16 protein-coding genes are annotated in these 20,891 nt (G+C 69.1%); 7 read left to right on the top strand and 9 right to left on the bottom strand.

The genetic code is table 11. The features are described 5' to 3' along the window. Positions 1-148: 148 nt before the first annotated feature. From BM417_RS00890 to BM417_RS00875, 4 genes are all read right to left on the bottom strand, one after another. Positions 149-367 (bottom strand): zinc-binding dehydrogenase, encoded by a 219-nt coding sequence (locus BM417_RS00890; protein WP_407656067.1) that lies wholly within the window; start codon positions 365-367, stop codon positions 149-151. 19 nt (positions 368-386) lie between these two features. Next, complete coding sequence (locus tag BM417_RS00885; protein WP_093588508.1) at positions 387-1,976, bottom strand: cellulase family glycosylhydrolase; 1,590 nt, start codon at positions 1,974-1,976, stop codon at positions 387-389. 23 nt (positions 1,977-1,999) lie between these two features. Further along, positions 2,000-4,021 (bottom strand): cellulose binding domain-containing protein, encoded by a 2,022-nt coding sequence (locus BM417_RS00880; RefSeq protein ID WP_245821590.1) that lies wholly within the window; start codon positions 4,019-4,021, stop codon positions 2,000-2,002. A 117-nt stretch (positions 4,022-4,138) separates the two neighbouring features. After that, positions 4,139-4,414, bottom strand: coding sequence for a hypothetical protein (locus BM417_RS00875; protein ID WP_093587806.1), 276 nt, complete (start codon positions 4,412-4,414; stop codon positions 4,139-4,141). A gap of 308 nt (positions 4,415-4,722) precedes the next feature. On the opposite strand from BM417_RS00875, the gene BM417_RS00870 reads away from it, so the two are divergent. Together BM417_RS00870 and BM417_RS00865 are read left to right on the top strand one after the other, a co-directional pair. Beyond that, positions 4,723-5,643 (top strand): hypothetical protein, encoded by a 921-nt coding sequence (locus BM417_RS00870; RefSeq protein WP_143138451.1) that lies wholly within the window; start codon positions 4,723-4,725, stop codon positions 5,641-5,643. Positions 5,644-5,776: 133 nt separating this feature from the next. Continuing rightward, complete coding sequence (locus BM417_RS00865) at positions 5,777-7,357, top strand: elongation factor G (RefSeq protein ID WP_093587804.1); 1,581 nt, start codon at positions 5,777-5,779, stop codon at positions 7,355-7,357. A 190-nt stretch (positions 7,358-7,547) separates the two neighbouring features. Here the strand turns inward: BM417_RS00865 and BM417_RS00860 are convergent, their stop codons facing one another. Further along, on the bottom strand, positions 7,548-8,663 hold the full coding sequence (locus BM417_RS00860) for an aKG-HExxH-type peptide beta-hydroxylase (protein ID WP_093587803.1): 1,116 nt from the start codon (positions 8,661-8,663) through the stop codon (positions 7,548-7,550). Further along, positions 8,663-9,763, bottom strand: a complete 1,101-nt coding sequence (locus tag BM417_RS00855; protein ID WP_093587802.1) for an FxsB family cyclophane-forming radical SAM/SPASM peptide maturase — start codon at positions 9,761-9,763, stop codon at positions 8,663-8,665. The genes BM417_RS00860 and BM417_RS00855 overlap by 1 nt, the downstream gene beginning before the upstream one ends. Positions 9,764-9,914: 151 nt before the next feature. On the opposite strand from BM417_RS00855, the gene fxsA reads away from it, so the two are divergent. From fxsA to BM417_RS00835, 4 genes are all read left to right on the top strand, one after another. Then, positions 9,915-10,082, top strand: coding sequence for an FxSxx-COOH cyclophane-containing RiPP peptide (gene fxsA, locus BM417_RS00850; RefSeq protein ID WP_093587801.1), 168 nt, complete (start codon positions 9,915-9,917; stop codon positions 10,080-10,082). A gap of 97 nt (positions 10,083-10,179) precedes the next feature. Next, on the top strand, positions 10,180-13,848 hold the full coding sequence (fxsT, locus tag BM417_RS00845) for an FxSxx-COOH system tetratricopeptide repeat protein (protein WP_093587800.1): 3,669 nt from the start codon (positions 10,180-10,182) through the stop codon (positions 13,846-13,848). Positions 13,849-13,860: 12 nt separating this feature from the next. Beyond that, positions 13,861-14,826, top strand: coding sequence for a hypothetical protein (locus BM417_RS00840; protein ID WP_093587799.1), 966 nt, complete (start codon positions 13,861-13,863; stop codon positions 14,824-14,826). Further along, complete coding sequence (locus BM417_RS00835; protein ID WP_093587798.1) at positions 14,819-16,063, top strand: pentapeptide repeat-containing protein; 1,245 nt, start codon at positions 14,819-14,821, stop codon at positions 16,061-16,063. The genes BM417_RS00840 and BM417_RS00835 overlap by 8 nt, the downstream gene beginning before the upstream one ends. Here BM417_RS00835 and BM417_RS00830 read toward each other — a convergent pair. From BM417_RS00830 to BM417_RS00820, 3 genes are all read right to left on the bottom strand, one after another. Next, complete coding sequence (locus BM417_RS00830; protein ID WP_093587797.1) at positions 16,038-18,176, bottom strand: AAA family ATPase; 2,139 nt, start codon at positions 18,174-18,176, stop codon at positions 16,038-16,040. The genes BM417_RS00835 and BM417_RS00830 overlap by 26 nt on opposite strands. Continuing rightward, a complete protein-coding gene (locus tag BM417_RS00825) occupies positions 18,173-19,111 on the bottom strand; it encodes a P-loop NTPase family protein (protein ID WP_093587796.1) in 939 nt (312 codons plus the stop codon). The genes BM417_RS00830 and BM417_RS00825 overlap by 4 nt, the downstream gene beginning before the upstream one ends. A 109-nt stretch (positions 19,112-19,220) precedes the next feature. Further along, positions 19,221-19,496, bottom strand: a complete 276-nt coding sequence (locus tag BM417_RS00820; protein WP_093587795.1) for a hypothetical protein — start codon at positions 19,494-19,496, stop codon at positions 19,221-19,223. A gap of 163 nt (positions 19,497-19,659) precedes the next feature. Here BM417_RS00820 and BM417_RS00815 point away from each other — a divergent pair, with 163 nt between their 5' ends. Continuing rightward, positions 19,660-20,889: a cytochrome P450 gene (locus BM417_RS00815; protein WP_093587794.1), complete on the top strand. Its 1,230-nt coding sequence runs from the start codon at positions 19,660-19,662 to the stop codon at positions 20,887-20,889. Positions 20,890-20,891: the final 2 nt, after the last annotated feature.

Genomic DNA, 20,891 nt, shown 5'->3' with positions numbered 1-20,891 from the left:
CGGCCGACCGGCGCGACCACGCGTTGCGGAGGAAGCCCACCGGGGCGGCCCCGCGCCCGTCGCCGAGGCTGGTGGCTGTGGTCGGACGACCCGGCAGCCGAGTTCCCCGCGCTGACCACCGCGCAGGAGACGGCGAGCCTGTCGGAGATCACCAGCGCAGGGACAGGGTCAGCCCACGATGATGACCAGTTTGCCTGTGGTGTGGCCGGTCTCCCAGGGCGTGAGCCTGGGCACCTTCGGCGAGGGGGAAGGTGCCGGAGACGTGCGCGCGGAGCGTTCCGCGGTCAGCGAGTCGGGAGACAGCGCGGATTCCGGCCTGGTCGTGCTCAACGAGCAAAGTGGAACACCTCGGCCGCGGTGCCCGCACAGCACCGCGGCCGAGGCTGTCAGGTGGTGCAGGCCGCCTGGTTGAGCGTGACGGCCGAGGGAGCGCTTGCCGTGCCGTTGGCGGTGAAACCGAGCGACACCATCGCTCCCGCACCCAGAGACGGGCTGTGCGACGGCGCGGTCACGGTGACCGTGGCACCGGTCTGGCTGAAGGTGCCGTTCCAGCCGTTGGAGATGCTGACGCCACTGGGCAGCGTGAAGGCGACGGTCCACGGATTGGCGGCGCTCGTCCCCGTGTTGGTGACGGTCAGCGCGCCCTGGAAGCCGCCCTGCCAGGAGCTGTCCAGCTTCCAAGCCGACCTGCACGCGCCCGTGCCTCCGCCACCAGTGGTGGTCGTCGTCGGGCCGGGGCCTCCGCCCGCTGGCGGGATGAGGTAGGGCTGGAGGATGCTCTGCTTCGCCTGGTTCACCGTGGTCCAGTCGTCGCCGACGATGCCGCCGGTGTCACCGGAGTTGGGGTTCCACGACCAGTAGGTGAACGAGATGCCGTTGACGCCGGTCCCGGTGTAGGCCATCAGGTTCTCCAGCCACACCTTGTCGACCGGGTTGGCCAGCGTGGTGCCGAACTCGCCCATCATCAGCGGCGCGATGTTCTGCTTGTACAGGTAGCCCCAGTACCTGTCCCAGATCGCGGGCATGTTCCGCGGGTAGTCCGGAGCGCTGAACCACGGCTGGTTGTAGACCGACGTGGCGTACTCGTGCGGGGAGTACACCAACCGGCCGGGCACGGACAGGCGCACCGGGAACTGGCCCGCCTTCGACAGGTTGCCGCCCCACCAGCCGCAGTCCTCGTCGTTGGTCGGGTCGCCGTCCCACACGTTCGACAGCCCGCCGCTCGGGCAGCTCACGCCCTCGACGAAGATCAGCCAGTTCGGCTGCACGCCCAGGATCGCGTTGCCCGCGCGTTCGGCGGCCAGCCGCCAGTCGCGCGCGGTGTCGCCGCAGCCCCAGCACGAACCGGTCGCGGCCGGGTTGGTGCCCTCGGCGTGGGGCTCGTTGTGCAGGTCGGCGCCGATGACCGTGGTGTTGCCCGCGTAGCGCTGGGCGAGCATCTTCCAGTCGTTGATCCAGGTGCTCTCGGGGACGCCCGCCGTGTACCAGAGGGCGCTCTGGCCGGCGCTGGTCGGCCGGTGCCGGTCGAGGATGACGCGCATCCCCTTCTGGCCCACGTGGTCGATCACCTTGTCGAGGATCTGCAACGGTGACAGCCCCACCAGGTCGGGATTGGTGTAGTCGTTGATGCCGGTGGCCCTGGCGTCGGGTTTCAGCGAGTCGTTGGAGAACGGGACGCGCAGGGTGTTGTAGCCCAGCTGCGCCATGTGGTCGAGCTGCCGGCGCCACGTCACGCCGGCCCACAGGCCGTGGAAGGTCTTGTTGTCGGTCTCCATCCCGAACCAGTTGATGCCGGTCAGCCGGACCGTCGCACCGGTGCTGTCCAGGATCCTGCTCCCGCTGGTGTGCAGGTACCCGGTGCCCGTGCCGCCCGCCGCCACTGCCGTGACCTGGCCGGTCGTGCCGATGGCGACCATCGCGCTCGCGGCCGTCACAGCCGCGAGCAGCGCGCCCAGAACCTTGTTCCGCCGCTTCATCCGCTCTCCTTCGAGCAAGAGGTTCATGCCGCCGTGCGGCAGAGCGTTCCGTTCAGCCTGAACGCCGCCGGCGGGATGTTCGGCCCGGTGTAGTTGCCGACGTACCCGACACCGACGGTCGCGTTCGGTTCGATGCGGGTGGATCCCGTGACGGCGACCGAGTTCCCGATCTGGGTCCACGTCGCGTTCCAGCCCGAACCCACCTGCTGGCGCCCCGTGGGCCAGTCGAACGTCAGCGTCCAGTCGGAAAGCGGGTGGGTGCCGGTGTTGGTGATGTCGATGCCGCCGACGTACCCGCTGCTCCAGTCGGTCACTGTGGACAGTCGCACCGTGCAGGTGCTCTGCGCGGGACTGCCGGTGGTGATGGTGAGCGGGGGAGAGGCCCAGGACACGGCACCCGCGGCGGTGCGCGCCAGCACGTTGACCGTGTACCTGTTGCCGGGGTTGAGGTTGTCGGCGGTGAACGAGGTACCGGACGTCTCGCCCCACTGCTCACCGGTCGTGCCGAGCTGACGGTGGACCTCGTACTTCACGACGCCGGGAACCGGCGGCCAGGTGATCGTCGCGGTCCGGTCGGTGACCTGGACCGAGGCCGGCTGTCCTGGCGCGGAGGGAAGCTGGGCCGGGGCGGACGGGTGCAGCACGAGCGTCGTGAGCGAGAACGGCGGCAGCGTCCGGCTGAACGCGTTGCCGTCGGCCGAGGTCGAGATCTCGGTCGCACCGTTGGTGAACGTGTGGACCGTCGGCGCGGCAGCGGAAGGCGGGTAGCCGGCGTAGTCGATGGCGACCGTGCGAGCGTTGTCCGGGTCGGAGTTGAGCAACAACACCGCGAGATCACCGTTCGGCCGGCGTGCCGCGTGCGCTCGGACCGACGGGTCGCCGGAACCCGCGCGGACGAGCTGATCACCGGGGCGGGCGAAGAGACTGAGCATCTTCAGCGCGTGGTACGGCGCGAACGGAGTGTTCAACGGCGGCTCGCACGCGCCGTCCTCCAGGCAGGTTCCGCTGGAGAGCAGACCGAAGTCGTCGTAGTCCGGCTGACCGGCCACAGTGGACGCTTTGCCGGGTCCGTTGTGGGTGTTCCACCAGTCGACGGTGAACACGCCGTTCTCCAGCAACGAGGTGTAGGCCTCGGCCGCGAACAGCGCGCCCGGCTGGGTGTTGCGGCCGTACGTGGTGTTCAGCTCGGTCATGGCGATCCCGATGCGGTCCGCGTCCGGTCCGGCGTGGCGAGCGATCTGCCGGCGCAGCAGGTACGTCATGTCGGCGACCTGGTCCGCGCTCGCCATGGTCTCCGCCGCCGTGGATCCGCTGGGATACCAGTGCACGACGACGAAGTCCACGTACGGGCCCGCGATCGAGAGCACCGTCTGGTTCCAGCTCGCGGCGTCCCCGGCGGCGACGATCGCGTCCGGCCAGTTCGCCGGCGTGGTGAGCACGGCGCCGATCTTGATGGTCGGGTCGACCGCCTTCATCGCCTGTGCGTAGGCCACGGTTTCCCTGGCGTATCCGGCGGGACTCTTGTCGGGGTGGTCGTCCGCCTCCCACGCGGAGCCGTAGTGGCCGTTGCCGTAGAGCTCGTTGCCGATCTCCCAGTACTTGGCGCCGTACCCCTTGGTGACGTTGGCGTAGCGCACCCAGTCGGCAGCCTCTTGCGGCGTGCCGGTCCCGTAGTTGGCGATGATGATCGGCTGCGCCTGTGCCCGGCGCACACCGGCCATGAACGTGTCGAAGCCGGTGTTCGGTGCCACGTATCCGCCGGGGGCCGTGTGGTCCTTCCAGTGGTAGATGTCGCCGTACGAACCGCCGGGGTAGCGCATCATCCGCACGCCCGCGTCACCGAGCAGGTCGGCCACCGCGTTCGTCCCGAGCTGGCTGTCCCAGATCGCGTGGTTCACGCCGAGTGCGGTGTCCGGCACGGTGGCCAGCCCCGCTCTCGCGTTGACCACGACGGTGGCGTCGGGCGCACCGGACGCCGTGGTCGCCGCGGCCGGTAGTCCGGCCGCGACGAGCGCGGCCACCAGGAGAAGCCGGCGCGTTGCCATGCGCATCACGTCCTCGTCGACGATTCTGGGAGCGCTCCCAGACTGCTGTCCGGGTTGTCGAGGGTCAAGCTGGCCTGTCGAATCGAGTCGAACGCTGTGGGGACTGCGGGCGCGGCGTCAGGTGGGTCGGCTGACGTCCGGCAGAGCGGCCCGCACGTCCCGCCGCGCGGTGTTCAGCTTGGTGAGGACCAGGCATCCCGCTGCGAGGACCAGACCGAGTTGGACGGCGGTCCCGCGTTCGGGAGGCAGGCCCAGGGGCCAGCCGAAGAAAGGTCCGAGGAACGCCAGGCCGGTCAGCACGGCGACGGCCGGACCGCTCATCGGGTTCCCCCACTGGGCTGTCTGGACGCAGAGGGCGTGGCACTCGGAGATCGGCTTGCCGAGAAGCTGCACGAACGCCGAGTGGATGCTCGGGTTCGTGACGCCGCCTGACGTGAGCTAGAGCTTCACTGCTACCTCCAGAACGTGCGCGGAAGGTGGATGTAGTCGCAGACCACCGACCGGGCTGCTCATCACAGTTCGCGCACTTGTCCGGCCGTCCGACATCACGGCCTGGTCCGGCGTCGGCCGATCTGGCGACTGACCGGCAGCACGTGTGGCCGGCGTGGGATGGTGAAGCGGTGGACACGACTGAAACCCTTGGGGCTGTGGCACATTCGGGCGGCTTGCTGGTGTCTCGACCGGAACTCACTGTGGGGGTCGTGCGTGCGATGTCCGGGCTCGCGGCTCTGGAGATCGAACTGCTGACACGTCGTCCACTGGATCGTCGTAGTGCGACCGAACGGCAGCGGGACATCCGCGACGGGTTCCCGGGCAAGCCCGCGGTCGCGTCCCGCCGGTTGCTGCCGGCTCACGACGAGGGCATCGACCTGCGCGTCGGCTGGCTCGATCACGCCGGCCACGCGCACTGGGAGTTCGCCAGGTCCTACTCGGGGAGCAGCGGTGACCACTTCCTCGGCACGTCCGGCCCCACCTGTCGTGCCGTGTTCCGGTTTCCACCGACCTTCGACCAGATGTCGCTCGTGCTCGCATGGCCGGAGATCGGCTTCCCGGAAACAGTCATCACCATGCCGCTACCTGACCGGGCCACCGTCGAGCGAGTCACAGCGTCGATTTGGCAGGCACCACTAGCCGTTCATGCCGTGCCGGACGGATTGACCCATCATGCCGACGGCGGCCACGACTCACCAGCCATCGAAACAGGCGTGAACGTCGCGGCACCCCGAGTACTGCACCGCCGCGATCACAGCGCGGCCGTCGTGCTCACTCGACTGACCGCCACGAACTCGGTGCTGTCCATGGAACTGCTCAGCATTGCCAAGGGCGATTCCGCGGACGCGATCAACGCCCAGGTGTTCCACTCTCCGCGACCGATCCCAGGCGCGCTGGACGACCCGGCCCAGATCCGGGCACGAGGCCCTGGCGCCTCCGTGGCAGTCGTCCAAGGGCACGAGGCGTTCTGGATCCGGTCGAGTGACGGCTCCGCTTCCGGAGGCGACCAGTCCTTCTCCTGCCTCGGGGAGTTCACGCTGAACCGCCCGCACGACGACCTGCTCGACCTGATCGTGGCCTGGCCTCTCGCCGGCCTTCACGCCGTGCGGGTGCGCATCCCCCTCAAATGACAATCTCGGTTGCGCTGAGGGCAGCCGCCTGATCGACTGCGCGTGACCAGTCATCCGGACAAGGAGAGGCACATGCGCGTGGCGTTCGTGTTCACCCAGAAGGTATTCGTTGCCTATCTAGAGGACATGACGCTTGTCGCGCACCTTGAACTTGGGGATTCTGGCTCACGTCGACGCTGGTAAGACCAGCCTCACCGAGCGGTTGCTGCACACCGCCGGTGTCATCGACGCACTCGGTAGCGTGGACGCGGGGAACACGCAGACCGACTCGCTCGCGCTCGAACGGCAGCGCGGCATCACGATCAAGTCCGCCGTCGCGTCGTTCGTCGTCGGTGACGTCGTGGTCAACCTGATCGACACACCGGGCCACCCGGACTTCATCGCCGAGGTGGAGCGGGTGCTCGGCGTGCTCGACGGCGCCGTTCTGGTGGTGTCCGCGGTGGAGGGCGTGCAGGCGCAGACCCGCGTGCTCATGCGCACGTTGCGGCGCCTGGAGATCCCGACTGTCGTGTTCGTGAACAAGATGGACCGTCGTGGCGCCGACGGGCCGCGAGTGGCGCGCGACGTGGTCGAGAAGCTGGCGACCGGGGCGCCGATCTACTTCGGGTCTGCGATCACCGGGGACGGGGTGCGCGAGCTGCTCGCCGGCGTCACGTCGTTGTTGCCGGTGACCGACGTGGTCGACGGTCCGCTGTCCGGCACGGTGTTCAAGGTCGAACGTGGCAGGGCGGGGGAGAAGGTCGCGTTGGTGCGGCTGTTCTCGGGGACTGTGCGCGTGCGTGAGCGGGTGAAAATCGGTGACTGCGAAGGAAAGGTCACCGCGATCGCGGTGTTCGAGGGCGGCTCGGCGCCGCGTCGCGCCACCGCCAGGGCAGGGCAGATCGCGAAGCTCTGGGGCCTCGACGTCCGCATCGGCGACACGATCGGCGTCGCTCGTCACGACCGCGTCCGCCACTTCGCGCCACCGACGCTGGAAACCGTGGTGGAATCGCACGATCGTGTGACTCTGCACGCCGCGCTGAAGCAACTCGCCGAGCAGGATCCGTTGATCGACCTGCGGCTCGACGGCGACGACATCGTGGTCTCGTTGTACGGCGAAGTGCAGAAGGAGGTCCTCGAGGCGACGCTCGCCCTGGAGTACGGCGTCGCCGTCACGTTCCGCGAAACGCGAACAGTGCGCGTGGAACGTCTCCGAGGCGTGGGCGAGGCGGTGCGGTTCCTCGGTGAGAGCCCGTACGCGGCCGGCATCGGGTTCCGGGTGGAACCTGGGCCGGAGGAGTTCCGGCTGGAGGTGGAGCTGGGCTCGTTGCCGCTCGCGTTCTTCAGGGCCACCGAGGACGCCGTGCGTGAAACGTTGCGCGCTGACCGGATTCACGACTGCACGGTCACGATGACGCACTCCGGTTACTGCTCACCGGTGAGCGTGGCGGGCGACTTCCGCGGCCTCGCACCGATCGTGCTTCGGGAAGCGTTGCGCGGAGCGGGAACTGTGACGTGCGAACCGATGCACCGCTTCCGTCTGGAGATTCCGGCGGACGTGCTCACCGCGGTGCTCGCCGCGCTGGGCAAGGCCGGCGGCGTTCCGCTGACGACGACCGCGACTGTCCTGGAAGGACACGTTCCGGCGGCGCGAGTGCATGAGCTGCAACGACGACTGCCCTCGTTGACCCGTGGGGAAGGCGTGCTGGAAAGCGAGTTCGATCACTATGCCTGAGGCGCGTGACGTTCGGGAACTGCGGCTCCGGTCAGGCCCCTGGTCCACTGTCGCCCCGGACGGACTGGAGTGCGGCGCGTCCTCGTTGTAGCGACCGGCCAGTGGGAAATGGGTTTCTCGCTCTTCGTCGCCCTCTGCCAGTGGCCTTCCGGGTTCGCCGATGTGCGCCCTGGGTGAACCTTGAGACCAGTTACCGGGAGTTCGTGATTTCCCATTGGGTTCGGTGGTGGGTCAGTGCGGCCTCGGCAACCGCCTGAGCCGCAGGCGACACGGTTTCGGTCCAGCTGTCCAGGACCTCGACGATCTCGTTGACGAAGGTGGTGCCGAGTTCGGTGAGTTTGCCGGAGGCCAGAGCGGTGGCTGCGGCCTGACGGGTGGCGGTGCGCCAGCGGGCGTGTTCCTGCTCGGCCTGGTCGTCGCGGTACCGGCGCCAGAAGGCCGCCACTCCCATGTGGGCGTAGATGCCGTGGAGCAGACCGGCCAGCGGGCGGGGGTCGGGCCGCCAGGGGGCGTAGTACAGCTCGCCCGAGTCCGCGGCCGTGAGCGGGAACAGATCGATCAGCACCGAGAGCTTGCCGTGCTGTAGTTCGTGGGTCAGCGCCAATGCCGCCGTTCGCGGATCTGGTGGCAACGAGAGGTAAATGCAGCCGAAGGCGTCTGCGGCGGTTGCGCTGGCCATGTCGTGGACGGGCGAAGGAATGGCCGACAGCATGGTGATGGCGGCCGCGCACTCCCGTGCGACCTGGGGGTGGTGGTGGCTCAGCTCGTCCCAGCCCGCAGCCAGCACCTCCTGCCAGCGCGGCACGTCCACGCCGGAGTCCAGCTCGACCTCCAGCTGTCCCATGGCCAACCGGATCGGCGGGGACGGCACGTGCGGACGACCGTCCACCTGCAACAGTCCTCCTGAGACGGAATAGGTCGTACCGCCGCGGGCACGTCCCACGGTGGGGAGGAACAGTTCGGTGCACGGTGCGTCGACCTGCACGTCGGCACCTGCTCGCATGGCTGTCGCCACGGCCATTCCGGCGAACAGCGAAGGTGACGCGGTTTCCGGTGCCCGACTCGCCCCGCTGATGGCTGCTCCCGTCATCGGGTGTCTCAGGACGAGGTCCGCCGCGTCGGTCGCGGACACGGCTTTCCAGGCCTCGTACGCCGCGCGGACGTCCGGCGCCGCGTGCCGGGCGATCAGCGAGATCATCATCAGCGTTCGGCTGCGGCGGGCCGACGACAGCAGCCTGATCGCCTCGGGGCCGCCTCCTCCTCTCGCCAGTTCGAGGAAGAGCGACCTGGAGATGCGATGTGTCATCAGGGCTTCCTGGTGACGGCGGCGATGTCGGCGTGCAGGCGCTGCCGGACGTGCTGGATCAGCCGGAACATGTCGGCGCAGTAGACGGTGCGGTGCCCGAACCCGGCGTCGGCGCGGTAGCGGTGCGCCGGCAGCCCACCACCGCACACGGCGCGCACCTCGCAGTCGTGGCAGGGCAACGGGAGCACGTCCGGGACGAGCAGCTTCGCCGCCTCGTCGAACGACGCGTGCGACACGTGCAGGCCCGTCACGGCCGCGCCGTGGAACGTGGACGCGAGCTGGTCAGGGCCTTCGATGGCGCCGTCCGTCTCCACGACCACCATCAACGTCGGACTCGAACCGATGCCCTCCACTGCGGACCTGCCGCCCAGCAGCACGTTCACGATCTCGCTGAACATCCGCACCGACGTCTCCGGCGCGGGCGCGCGGTACCAGCGGTCGAACACCGCGATCAACCAGTCGGCATAGGAACCGACACCCGGCGGAGGCGAGGTCCAGTTCCCGTGCGGCAGAAGGAAGTCGATGACCGGCGGGGCGAAGGCGATCAGCGCCTCGTAGGTCGCGACCGGATCACTGGCGAGGTCGATCGTGCACAAGAGCCCGCCGTAGATCGGCCGGAACCGGCTCTGCGCCAAGGTTTCCAGCGCGCGGGCCACCGCCGCATGACTGCCGGCACCGGACCGGTGCACGCGGTGCCGGTCGTGATCAGCCGCCGTGCCGTCGATGCTGACGCCCACCCGTACTCCCAGTTCCGCCAGCACCTCCAGCACCCCGGTCGACAACAGCAGGCCGTTGGTCTGCAGGGAGAACTGGGCGACACCGCCGGTCGCGACGCGGACGGACGTCACGAAGTCGCGGACCGCCGAGATGCCGGCGAGGAGCGGCTCACCGCCGTGCAGCACGACGTCCACGCTCGGCAGTGCGTGCGTGCGAACGTGTTCCCCGATGCGGAACGCGGTCCGCTCGAATACCTCGGCGGACATCCGGATCGGCCTGGAGCGCCACCGCTGGTCGGCCATCTCGTAGACGTAGCAGTAGTCGCAGGCGAGGTTGCACCGGCTGTGGATCTTCACCACGAACTGGCGCAGCGGTTGTTCCATCAGTACTCCAGTCCGGTCGGCTCCGGGGATGGTGACACGTTCGCCGCGCACGGTATGTCCACCGGTAGAGGGATTCGGAGTCATCCGCCTGCATGCCCTGACTATGATTGCGCGGCACCGCTGAACCGACCGGCCGGGCGAGGAGCACGACGTGGCTGATGATCCTGAACTCACGTCCGAGCTCATCGACGTCTCGGGGCTCACCCCGGAGCAGGTCGACGCGCTGCCGGAGTCGGTGCTCAGGAACTCGCTGCGGCGCGCGCTCGCCGAGGACCCGTCGACGCCGGGGCAGTACGCGTCGTTCCAGAACCGTTTGTAGCCGTTGCTTTCACCTGTTCAGCAGATCCACCCCGCTGGATCACCAAGTAGCGTGAGCACCCCTTCCTGCCACCACAGGCACTCGCGGGGGAGACGTGATGCGCTCTGTCGTCGCCTTTCTCTCTCCTGGCGCCGGTGCCGGGCAGACGAGCACGCTCGCGAACCTCGCTGTCGTGCTCGCCGGTTCCGGCAGGCGGGTGCTGGTCGTGGACTGGCTGACGGAACCTCCGCGCACGTCCGAGTACCTCGCTCCCTTCCTGGTGGACCACCTGGCGCTGGACGACGTGCTCGGCGCGGGTCTCGCGGCCGCAGTGGCGGCGAACCTCGGCCAGGCACCGGATCCGGACGTCGCACGGTTCGCGCTGCCTGACTCCACCGGTGTCATCGACGTGCTGACGGTCGGTACGACGACGTCCCCGCCGGATGGCAGCTCCCCGGCTGAGCTTCGGGACCTGTTGCTGGGCACCGACTACGACGAGATCTTTGTGGACGCCTCGACCTCCGTGCGCCGTGCGGTGGTGCCCGAGGTGGTGGCGGAGTTGTGCGACGCCGTGGCGTTGTGCTTCACCCCGCGGGAGGGAGCGATCCGCAAGGCGGCCGAACTGGGCGCCGCGGTGAGCCGGCGGGCGCGCAGACAGATCGACTTCATCCCCGTGGCCACGATGTTCGACGAGCAGTACCTGTCCAGGGCGGAACGGGCACTGGGCGCGATCCGCGCGGCGTTCGCGTCGCTGCTGGAGAACCAGCGGAGCAGGCTGGTGGCACGCGGCGCGGTCGAGATCCCGTACCGGCCGTACGACGCGTTCGACCCGTTGCTCGCTGTGCTCGTGGAACAACCGGATCCTGGGTCGCGACTGCTGACTGCTTACGGCCAACTCGCGGCGGCGGTGACGGACGGCGCGGTCGAGGTCACTCCTGCGTTGTCACAACTCATCATCTCCCGCTATCGCCGCCTGTACGGCCTGGAAGCAGGTACCGACCTACCGCCTCTGTTGCTCTTGCACGACACGAGGGGCCGCCCCTGGGCTGATTGGATCCGCGACCAGGTCACGGCCGCCGGCATGCCCGTGCTGGGGGAGGCATCGGACGTTGACCTCGGTGCCGGCACCGTGCAGATCGCGTTCGTGGAAACGGAAGACGGCCTGGGACAGGACCTGCGTTCGGTACTGGACCGGCTCGTCGGGCACGTCACCGAGCGCGGCGCCGAGGTCGAGGTCATCAGGCTGCTCGTGGCGAGTGCCCAGGACGACACGGAGGTGGTCGCCACCACCGTGTCGCTGGCGGACACGACGAAGGAGCGTGCGAGACAGCGCCTCTTCGCGCACTTCGGTCTCGTCGAGTCGATCGATCCGGCTGGTGCGGAAGGCAGTCGTTTTCCCGGCAGCAACCCGCGCGTGCGCGTGCTGCCACCTCGCAACCAGGACTTCGTCGGACGTGAGCGCGAACTGGAGCGCCTCCGCGACCGGCTGGCACCGGGCCGCAGCGCCCAGGTGCAGGTGACGGGGCCACCCGGCATCGGCAAGAGCGAGTTCGCCTGCGAGTACGCGCACCGGTTCGCACACGACTACGACCTCGTCCACTGGGTGGCCGCACACGACCGGCAGGCCCTGTCGGACGCCATGGGCGAGCTGAGCGCACGCGTGCGCGAGGTCGTCGGCGTGCGCGGCGGCGACGTCCTGAGCGCTCTCGCAACCGACCCGGCCAACCGGTGGCTGATCGTCTACGACAACGCCGACGATCCCGAGATCGTCGACGACCTGGCGCCCGCGGTCGGCGCGGGGCACGTCCTCGTCACCACCACGCGCCCACACCCGCTGACCGGTGAGGAGCTGCCGCTCACCGAGCTCTCGACGGCGGAAAGCACGCTGCTGCTGGCCAGACACGCCCCCGGACTGTCCGGTGTGGACGCCCAGGCGGTCGCCGACGCGGTGCGCCACCAGCCGCTCGCCGTCGAGCTGGTCGCGGCGTGGCTCAGCCAGATGACGCAGGCCGCCGGCACCTCGGCGGAGCTGTCGATGGTCGTGGCCGAGCTGCTCGGCAGGCTGACCGGACAGGATGACGCGGTGGTCGACGCGCAGGTCGTCGACCTGCTGACGGAGACCGCGCGGACCACGCCGCTCGGCAGGGTGACCGTGCTCCTGGCCGAGATGTGCGCGTTCCTGTCGCCGGAGGGTGCGGACATCAGGATGTTGCGAGCCAGCGCGGTCTGGCACGCGCTGGTGGCGGCTTCCGGTGAGGACGCCGCACTGCTGCAGGGCGGTGCCGACGAGCTGGACCTGCTGCTGTGGGCGGGTGCGCGGTCCGGGCTGCTCGAGGTGGACTGGGGCCGCCGCCCGTTGGTGCGCATGCATCGCGTGGTGCAGTCGGTGGTGCGTGAGCTCATGCCACCGCAAGTCCGTTCCGTGCGGCGCGAACAACTGCTCGCCGCACTCGCCGCGTACGCACCGTCCGATGTGGACAACGACTACACCTCAGGGGTGCGGCGCTACGCGGAACTGCAGAAGCACGTCAGCTTCTCCGGTGCGCTGGAGTCGAGCGCGGAACCGGTGCGCCGCTGGCTGGTCAGCCAGGTGCGGCACGCGTACCTCGACGGAGGTTCCGGCCGGTGGCGGGTGGCGCTCGCGTTGTCCGAGCGGCTCATCGAGCGCTGGTCGGCCGAGTTCGGTGACGACGACGGGCTGCTGCTGAGGTTGCGCGGACAGGCGGCGAACCTGCACCGGATGCTCGGCGACAACCACTCCGCGAAGGAGCTCGACACCGCTGTTCTCGGTCACCAGCGCAGGTTGCTGCCGCGCAACCACCCCCAGACGCTGATCACCGCTCGCGGCCTCGCCGCCGACCTGCGCGGCCTCGGCAGCTTCGCGGACGCGCTGATCGAGGACCAGGTGACCTGGGAGGGGTTCCGGCAGTCACTCGGCGACGATCACCCGCACACCCGCATCGCCGCGAACAACCTCGCGCTCTCCCACTACCTGTCCGGTGACGCGGCGGCCGCGCTCGCCGTGGAGCGCGACAACTACCAGCGCCGGACCAGGCTGTTCGGGCAGAACGACATGCAGACCTGGTGGTCCATGTGCAGCATCGGCACCTATCTGCGCGAGCTCGGCCGCTTCACGGAGTCGCTCGAGGCCCTGCGCACCGCGCGCGAGCACGTGCAGGCGCTCCGGCCGGAGACGAACCCGCTGGGGCTGCGGATCCGGTGGAACCAGGCGATCACCGAACGCCACAGCGAGCGGGCGCCCGCCGCGGCCGACCGCAACCAGAGGACCCTGCGCGACTACGTCGACCAGTTCGGTGCGAAACACCCGTGGACGCTGGGGTGCCGGCTGAGCCTCGGCCACGACCTGCGCAGGCTCGGCGACCTCGAGGCCGCCGCCGCGCACACCACCGCCTGCCTGACCGGCTTCACCCAGGACGTCGGACTCGACGAACACCACCCGTTCGTAGCGATGTGCCGGATGGCCCTCGCCCGCACCCTGCTGGACATGGGCGACCTCGACGCCGCCGGCGAGCTGATCCAGCTGGCCCGCAACGAGTTCACCGCTCACCTCACCGAGATGCACCCGTGGACGCAGGCCGCCAAGTACAACCATGCCGCGATCCTGTACGCCAGAGGTGAACACGACCACGCCAGAACGCTCGTGGCCGAAGTTCATGAGGCGTGCGACGACTACCTCGGCAAGGAGCATCCGTACACGCTCGTCACAGGAGCGAACCTGCGGAACGGCGACTGGGCGCCTATCGACGTAGACGTACCGCAGACCTGAGGACGGTGCCGCGTGGACAGCGAGGATCCGGTCGTCGTCAGCACGGCGGGCCACGTCGGCGACGCCTTCGCTGACACGATCGAGCTGTGCCGGGACGCCATCGCCCGCGACGACGCGATCGGGCACCTGACGCACTACAGCCTGGGGATGCACAACTTCTCGGTCGACCGGCCGGATGCGGCACACCAGTGGCGGCACGACGACCTGGTCACACTCGGTCGCCGGTTGTCGTTCCAGTTCACCGTCCTCGATCGCACGGTGCACGAGGCGCGCACCGGTTCGTTGATCCGGCTGGTCGCCCAGACGGCCGAGGGCGCCGTGATCTGTGTGACCGCGCAGCCAGGTGACCAGCTCGTCGGGATCGTCCGCGCACCGATGGACGCCGAAGTCCTGCCGAGGACACCGCGGGTGCGGCAGGCGGACGCGCTCCTGTCGATGCTGGCGGTCGAGCTCCGGGCCCAGACTCGGTTGAGCTCGCAGAACCCAGGAGGGTTCGAGACGCTCCAGGACTTCGTGCCGATCATCGGCGAGGTGACCGACCCGAAGGTGACCGTGCGCAGGCCGGGTGCTCCCGGAGCGGACCGGGTGGCCGAGCTGGCTGCGGAGGCCTTGCGGCACAAGTACCTCCACTTCGTGACCTACTTCGTGGACGGTGAGGTGGCGGTGACGGCGGACTCGCTCGGCGAGCCGGAGCTGAGCTCGTTCTTCACCCAGATCCACGTCGACCTGCGGCGCCGGTTCTACGTCGCGCTGGCTCGTCAGCTGCCCGAATCGGTGACCAGGTTGAACCGCCTGCTCTCCCCGATTCCGGGCGGCCGGCTGCTCCGGCTCGTCCTCGACGTCGAGCAGGGTGCCATCTACTACTACCGCCTGGGCGCCGGGCGTTATCTCGTCAGCATCACGTTGGACCAAAGCAGTGTGATCCACGGAGACGAGGGCACGGCAGACCTCGCGACCCAGGTCCTGCGCTATGGCTGAGCGGCCGCAGCACCAGGCGCTGTCCCACCGCGCCATCACGCTGGCGGGCCTCGCCCTGGTGGTGCTCGGCGTCGGCCTCGCCATGCTGCTGATCTGGGCGTACGGCGGTGGTTCCGACGCAGAGCGCAACAAGCTCGACGCGATCAGGACGGCGGGCACGATCGTCGTTGGCGCAGGGGGAGCCGGTGCGCTGTGGCTGGCCGCCCGCCGGCAGCGCTCGGCCGAGATCTCGGTGCAGCAGAAGGCGCACGACCAGGTCCAGGCGGAGAAGGCGCACTCGCTGAACGAGCAGACCGCGGCGAACACGCGCGCCGACGCGGTGGAACGGCTCGTGACCGAGCTGTACGGCAAGGCCGTGGAACAGCTGGGTTCGGAGAAGGCCCCGGTCCGGATGGGCGGCATGTTCGCGCTGGAACGGCTCGCGCAGAACGTTCCCGGTCAACGGCAGACGATCGTGAACGTCCTGTGCGCCTACCTGCAGATGCGGTTGCCGGGGGACGACGACCAGCAGGAAGCGCAGGTGCGGACGCGAGCGCAGACGATCCTCGTCGCACACCTGCGGCCGGACGCCGGGGATTCCTTCTGGGAGAACACGGATCTCGACCTGAGCGGCGCCCAGCTGTCCGAACTGGACCTGAGTGGCTGCAAGGTCCGGCGCGGCAGTTTCGGAGGGTGTCGGCTGAGCGGCACGATGTCGTTGCGGCACGCGGAGTTCGCGCGGCTGTCGTGCGACGGCGCGGTGATCGAGGGCGAGGCGTTGTGCGACGAGCTCACCGTGACCGGGGAATCCTCTTGGCAGCAGGTGGAGTTCCGGCGCTCCGCCCGGTTCGACGGGGCACGGCTGCGTGGCCGCACCAGGTTCGACCGGGCCGTGGTGACCGGCCAGGCCGTGTTCGCCGGCGCGGAGTTCGGTGGTGACGTTTCCTTCGACGGCGCGGTGTTCCGCGGCGGCACCCGCTTCCAGCGCGCGGTCTTCCTGCGGATGGCCTCGTTCGACGGTGCGGGCTTCGCTCAGCAGGTGCGGTTCACCGCCGCGTGCTTCGCGGGCGAGGTGACGTTCGACGGCGTCCGGTGCACCGATCTGCGGTTCGACGAGATCACCGCGCGGGCCGATCTGCCGGGCGACGTGACGCGGGCGTGGCCACCGGGATTCGCACTCGGCGGAGCCTGTCCGGCGCCACCGGACCGGGAGGGCGAATGGGCGCGAGTGATCAGCGAAACGCGTGGCGGACGTTGAGGGGGAGGTTGTAGAAGGTCCGCACCAGATCCGGCTTGCTGCCGTCGGCCAGCTCCTCCAGCTTGGCGATCGGCACCTGCTCGGTGACCCGGTCGAACGCGTGGCAGATCTCGTTCAGCCGGTCGTAGGCGCCTGCGGGAATCGGGGAGATCGCCGAGGCTTCCTGGTACCAGGCACCGACTTCGGCGCGGAACCGCACCACGATCTCGTGCAGCAGGATCGCGACGGCGACTGGTTCGAGTCCCTTTCGCAGGTACAGCAGCAGGGTGGCCGGCCGGCCACCGGCGAACTCCTCGGCCAGGACGGCGCTGATGTCCAACACCTCGGTCAGCCGGTCGATCGCCCTGGTGAACTCCTGGTCGACGCGCGGGGGCAAGCGGACGGGCAGCTCACCCGCGGCCTGCCCGCCGTCGCGCACCAGCCGCAGTTCGCCGGCGATCTCCTCCAACCTGGCCGCGATCGTCTCCATGCGGTCGTCCGAGGTGGACCGGACCTGGTCCAGCCGCTCCGCGAGCCGTTCGACGAAACCGTGGATGCTGGCCTGCTGCCGGGTGATCTGCTCCAGCGCCTGATGGATCTTCTCGATCGGCTCGTACCTGGCCTCCGTGCGGACCTCGTCGCGGATGGCGCGCAGCAACGCGGTCAGGTGGTCGCCGTACGCCAGCCGCTGGTAGACCAGGGGAGGGCGGCTCAGCACGCCGGCGAGCCGGTCGCCCGGCTCCGGTGTCAGCGCGCCGTTCACCACGAGCAGGACCCGGCAGTCGAGCTCGATCTTGCGCAGCGCCAGCACCTTCGAGGTCAGCCGCTCGGCGTCGCGGGAGTTGAGCACCGAGTCCGTCAGCACGATCGCGCACCTCGCCGTGCCGGTCGGGAACGTCACCCAGAAGTCGACACGTGTGTCCACGGACTGCCCGACGAACTGGCGTTGCAGGTAGGTGAGACCTTCGGCGTCGAGCACCCGGGCCGTTGCCGCCTCCACATCGTTCACGCTGGACAGCCCGACGCTCCTGGCGGCCTCTCTGACCAGCTCGTCGGTGATCTGCGTGCCCTCGGTGGACCACCTGCGGTACAGCTCGCTGCACAGCTGGATCACCTTGCGGGGCACGCCGTCCGCCAGCCCGACGAGGTAGCTGACGACCTCCCGCGAGAACGGGTTGTCCCGCGAGTCGCCGAGCGTCTGCTCGATGTACTCGCACACCTGATCCGTGCCGAAGCCGGACATCCTGATCCGGTGCGTGATCCGTTGCCGCACGTCCGGCCGCAGCTCGGTCTCGAGCTCCGGCAGCCCGGCCAGCACGAGGAACGCGCCGGCGGCGTCGAACTGCTGCAGCAACGACTTGAAGGCCGTCATACCCGCGTCGTCCGGACCCGCGGTCACGACCTTGTGCAGCTCGTCGATCACCATCAGGAACTGGCGGTCACCACGCGCGTAAAGCCGGACGAAAGCGCTCATCACCGCCAGCGCGGCACCGTCGGTGTCGAGCCGCTGGTCGATGGTGCGTTCCACCAGCATCTGGTCCGGCGGCCCGCCGCGCAGCCAGCTCCACACCGCGTTCTTGAGCCGGTTCTCGCCGTCGTCCTCCCGCAGCAACAACGCCATTGCCTTGCTGAGCATGGGATGCCGCGTGATGTCGGCCAGTCGCGTTTCCGTCCGCCCCTGCAGGCTGGACAGCGGCAGTGACACGTTCCGGACCGCGTACTGCGGGTCGAGTGCGCCTTCACGAAGGAGCTGGACCTGTTGCGGCGACAGGATCCCGGTGGTGTGCAGCTCGTCGGCGATGATCTCCGCGTACACCTCGTTGACCGGTTCGAGCACGTCCTCCTGCCGCAGCGCGTCGGTGAACGTGCGGTACAGCCCGACGAGCCCGTTCGGCGTCGCCTCGAGGTAGATGCGCCGGCAACGCGCGTTCACGTGCAGGAGCAGTTCGGCGGCGAGGCGGGACTTGCCGGTGCCGTAGTCGCCGACGACCACGATCACGTTGCCGGTGTGGGGAGTGGTGAGATAGTCGTCCAGATGCGCCTTCGCCACGCGGATCGGGTCGGTGTCGACGCTCGGCCCCTCGACCTCGGGCACGTGGGTGACCGCCATGGAGCTGAACGGGTTCACGGTCATCGGCGGATCCTGAGGTCGTCGAAGAACTTCTCGTAGAACAGCCGGGTGATGTCCTCGTAGGTGACCCAGTCGTCATCGGTGTAACCGCTGTCCTGCTTGCCGCGTTCTTCGTACACCTCCGAGAGAATCCGCTGCAGCATCGCGATCGACCGCAGCGGCCCGGCGGCCTTGTCCATCGTCTCGGTGCTGATGCGCGGGTAGTGCCCCCGTTCGTGGTGCCTGGTCAGCCGGTCCTCGATGAACCGGCGCACGTCACCCTGGTTGAGCGGCCCCACGGCCAGCGTGATCGGTGGCACCGGCGAGGAGCCCCGCACCTTCAGCACCTGCGCGTGCCCGAGGTAGGAGGACTCCGCGAAGAACAGCAGCCTGCGCCGCGCCAGCCCGGCGTACGCCACGACCTCCTGGACGACGTCGTCCGCCGGCGGCAGCAACACGACCAGCACCACGTCGTCGGGCAGCGCGTTGCCGAGGCCCGCGTACAACCGGCTGGGGCGCACCGAGTCCAGGCTCGCGAGAGCCTCCGGGGCGAGCAGCGCGCTGTGCGCCAGCTCGTCCAGCAGCCGTGCGGCGACGAGACTCATCCGCTCCTCGACCGACTGCCGCGACCCGTCCCTCGTGAGATCGACGACGACGCCGCGCAGACCGCGTTCGGTGAGCCGGTCCCGCGTCCACCGCGCGCACCGGTTGATCAACGCGGTCTTCCCGCACCCGGACTCACCGGTGACGAGCACGAGCCTGCCGTCGTCGCGGAGGTTCTCCGCCGCGGCCATCCGGCGCGTGTACTCCTGGAACGCCGCGAGCGTGTGGTTGACGTCGACGTACAGCTCGTCATGCGCCTCGTACCGCCACGGGCAGAGCGGACGCAGCGGCGCCTCCTCCCAGCCCGGCACGAGGAACGGGTTGATCGCCGGTGGCTGCCCGCTGTCTCGCCGCATCGCCTGGCGCTCACCGCCTCTCGTTCCAACCCCCTATGTCGCCACGCGGGTACGGAGTATTACCACGCCTTGCGCATCTGCGAAGACCGCCGATCGGTGTGAAGGAGTTTTACGCTGTTGCGTGGAATTCCATGTGGGGGTGGAGATCGTCCGTTCGGCTCTGCTCGTGGCGGACGATCGCACCCTGGAGGCTGCCGGTCGGCGGTCTTTTCTTTCTGCCCTTCAGCCACTCACCGACGTGGTGAAGCAGGACGGTCGGCACGCTCATCGCCCAGGCCGCGGCGAGCTCGTGCGGGATGTCGGCAGCGCGTAGACGGACGTCCTGAAGTTGGTGCTCGTCGAAACCGCTCCGGCCGGACAGGTCTTCCTCCAGGCCGATGGCCACCGCATCGCCGGCGCTGAGCTCTCCGCGATCACCGGCGCCGGCACGTCTGCCTGGTTCGGGTACCGATCGTCGCTTCGGCTTCCTTGCCTTGCTTTGACCCGCGTGCTTAGTATGACGATTAGTCATACACCTTCGGGTGTGCTGCTCGAGGTGAGGGGCGAGCATGACGGAGTTGTCGGACGTTTCGGCGCAGCGGACACCACGGGACAGCGGCACCCCGCGGCTGACCTTTGCCGACGGCGGGACCGCGGTTCTCGCCTGGCTCAGAGGGATGCGCGACGACCAGCCGGCCTGGTTCGACGAGTCGAACGGCACGTGGAGTCTGTTCCGCTACAACGACATCGTCCGGGCGCTGCGGGACACGGACACGTTCTGTTCCGACCCGTCCCGCTCGTTGCCGCCGGAGCTGTCGGAGAACGCCGAGGGGAGCATGGTCTCGATCGACCCGCCGCGGCACGGCAGGTTGCGCGGGCTCGTGTCGCACGCGTTCACGCCGCGGCTGGTGGAACAGCTGGGCCCGCGGATCGAGGGGATCGTCGACGACCTGCTCGACCGGGTGCTGGCCGACCGGAGCGGACGGTTCGACCTCGTGGGCGACCTCGCCTACGAGCTACCGGTGATCGTCATCGGCGAGTTGCTGGGACTGCCCGCGTCCGATCGGGACTTCCTCGTGCGGTGCGCGGACGAGTTCTACGCGGTCGAGCACGACGACCCGTTCAACGGCGAGTACATGGAGTCCATGCAGTCCACTTTGGACGAGCTGAACGCCTACATGCTCGACCACGCCCGCCTGCGCAGGCGCGAGCCCGCCGACGACCTGATGACGGCGCTCGCACTGGCCGAGATCGAGGGCGAACGCCTGAGCGACAGGGAGATCCGCAACTTCGCCGTGCTGCTGCTGACGGCGGGGCACATCACGACGACCGCGTTGCTGGGCAACACCGTGCTGTCACTGGGGGAGAACCCCGACGTGATGGCGGCCTGGCGGGCGGGCACCGTGGACCCCGCGCCGGTGATGGAGGAGGTGCTGCGCCACCGCAGCCCGTTCACCGAGGTCTACCGCTTCACGACGACGGACGTGGAGATCGGCGACGCGGTCATCCCCGCCGACCAGTTGGTGCGGGTGTGGCTCGTTTCCGGCAACCGCGACGAACGCCAGTTCGCCGACCCCGACGAGTTCCGGCTCGGCCGCACGACCGGCAGGCACCTCGGTTTCGGCATGGGGATCCACTACTGCCTCGGCGCAGGGCTCGCTCGGGTGGAGACGACCGCCGCGCTGCGAGTGCTCTCCCGGCGCACCGCGGAGATCACCCCGGTGCTCGACGAGCTGAAGTTCTACGACGCTCCCGGAATCTTCTGCCTGCGGAGCCTTCCGGTCACCTTCCACCGCTGACG

Source organism: Lentzea waywayandensis (genome assembly GCF_900115955.1).
Classification (GTDB): Bacteria; Actinomycetota; Actinomycetes; order Mycobacteriales; family Pseudonocardiaceae; genus Lentzea; species Lentzea waywayandensis.
This window is presented reverse-complemented; position numbering and strand designations above follow the sequence as displayed.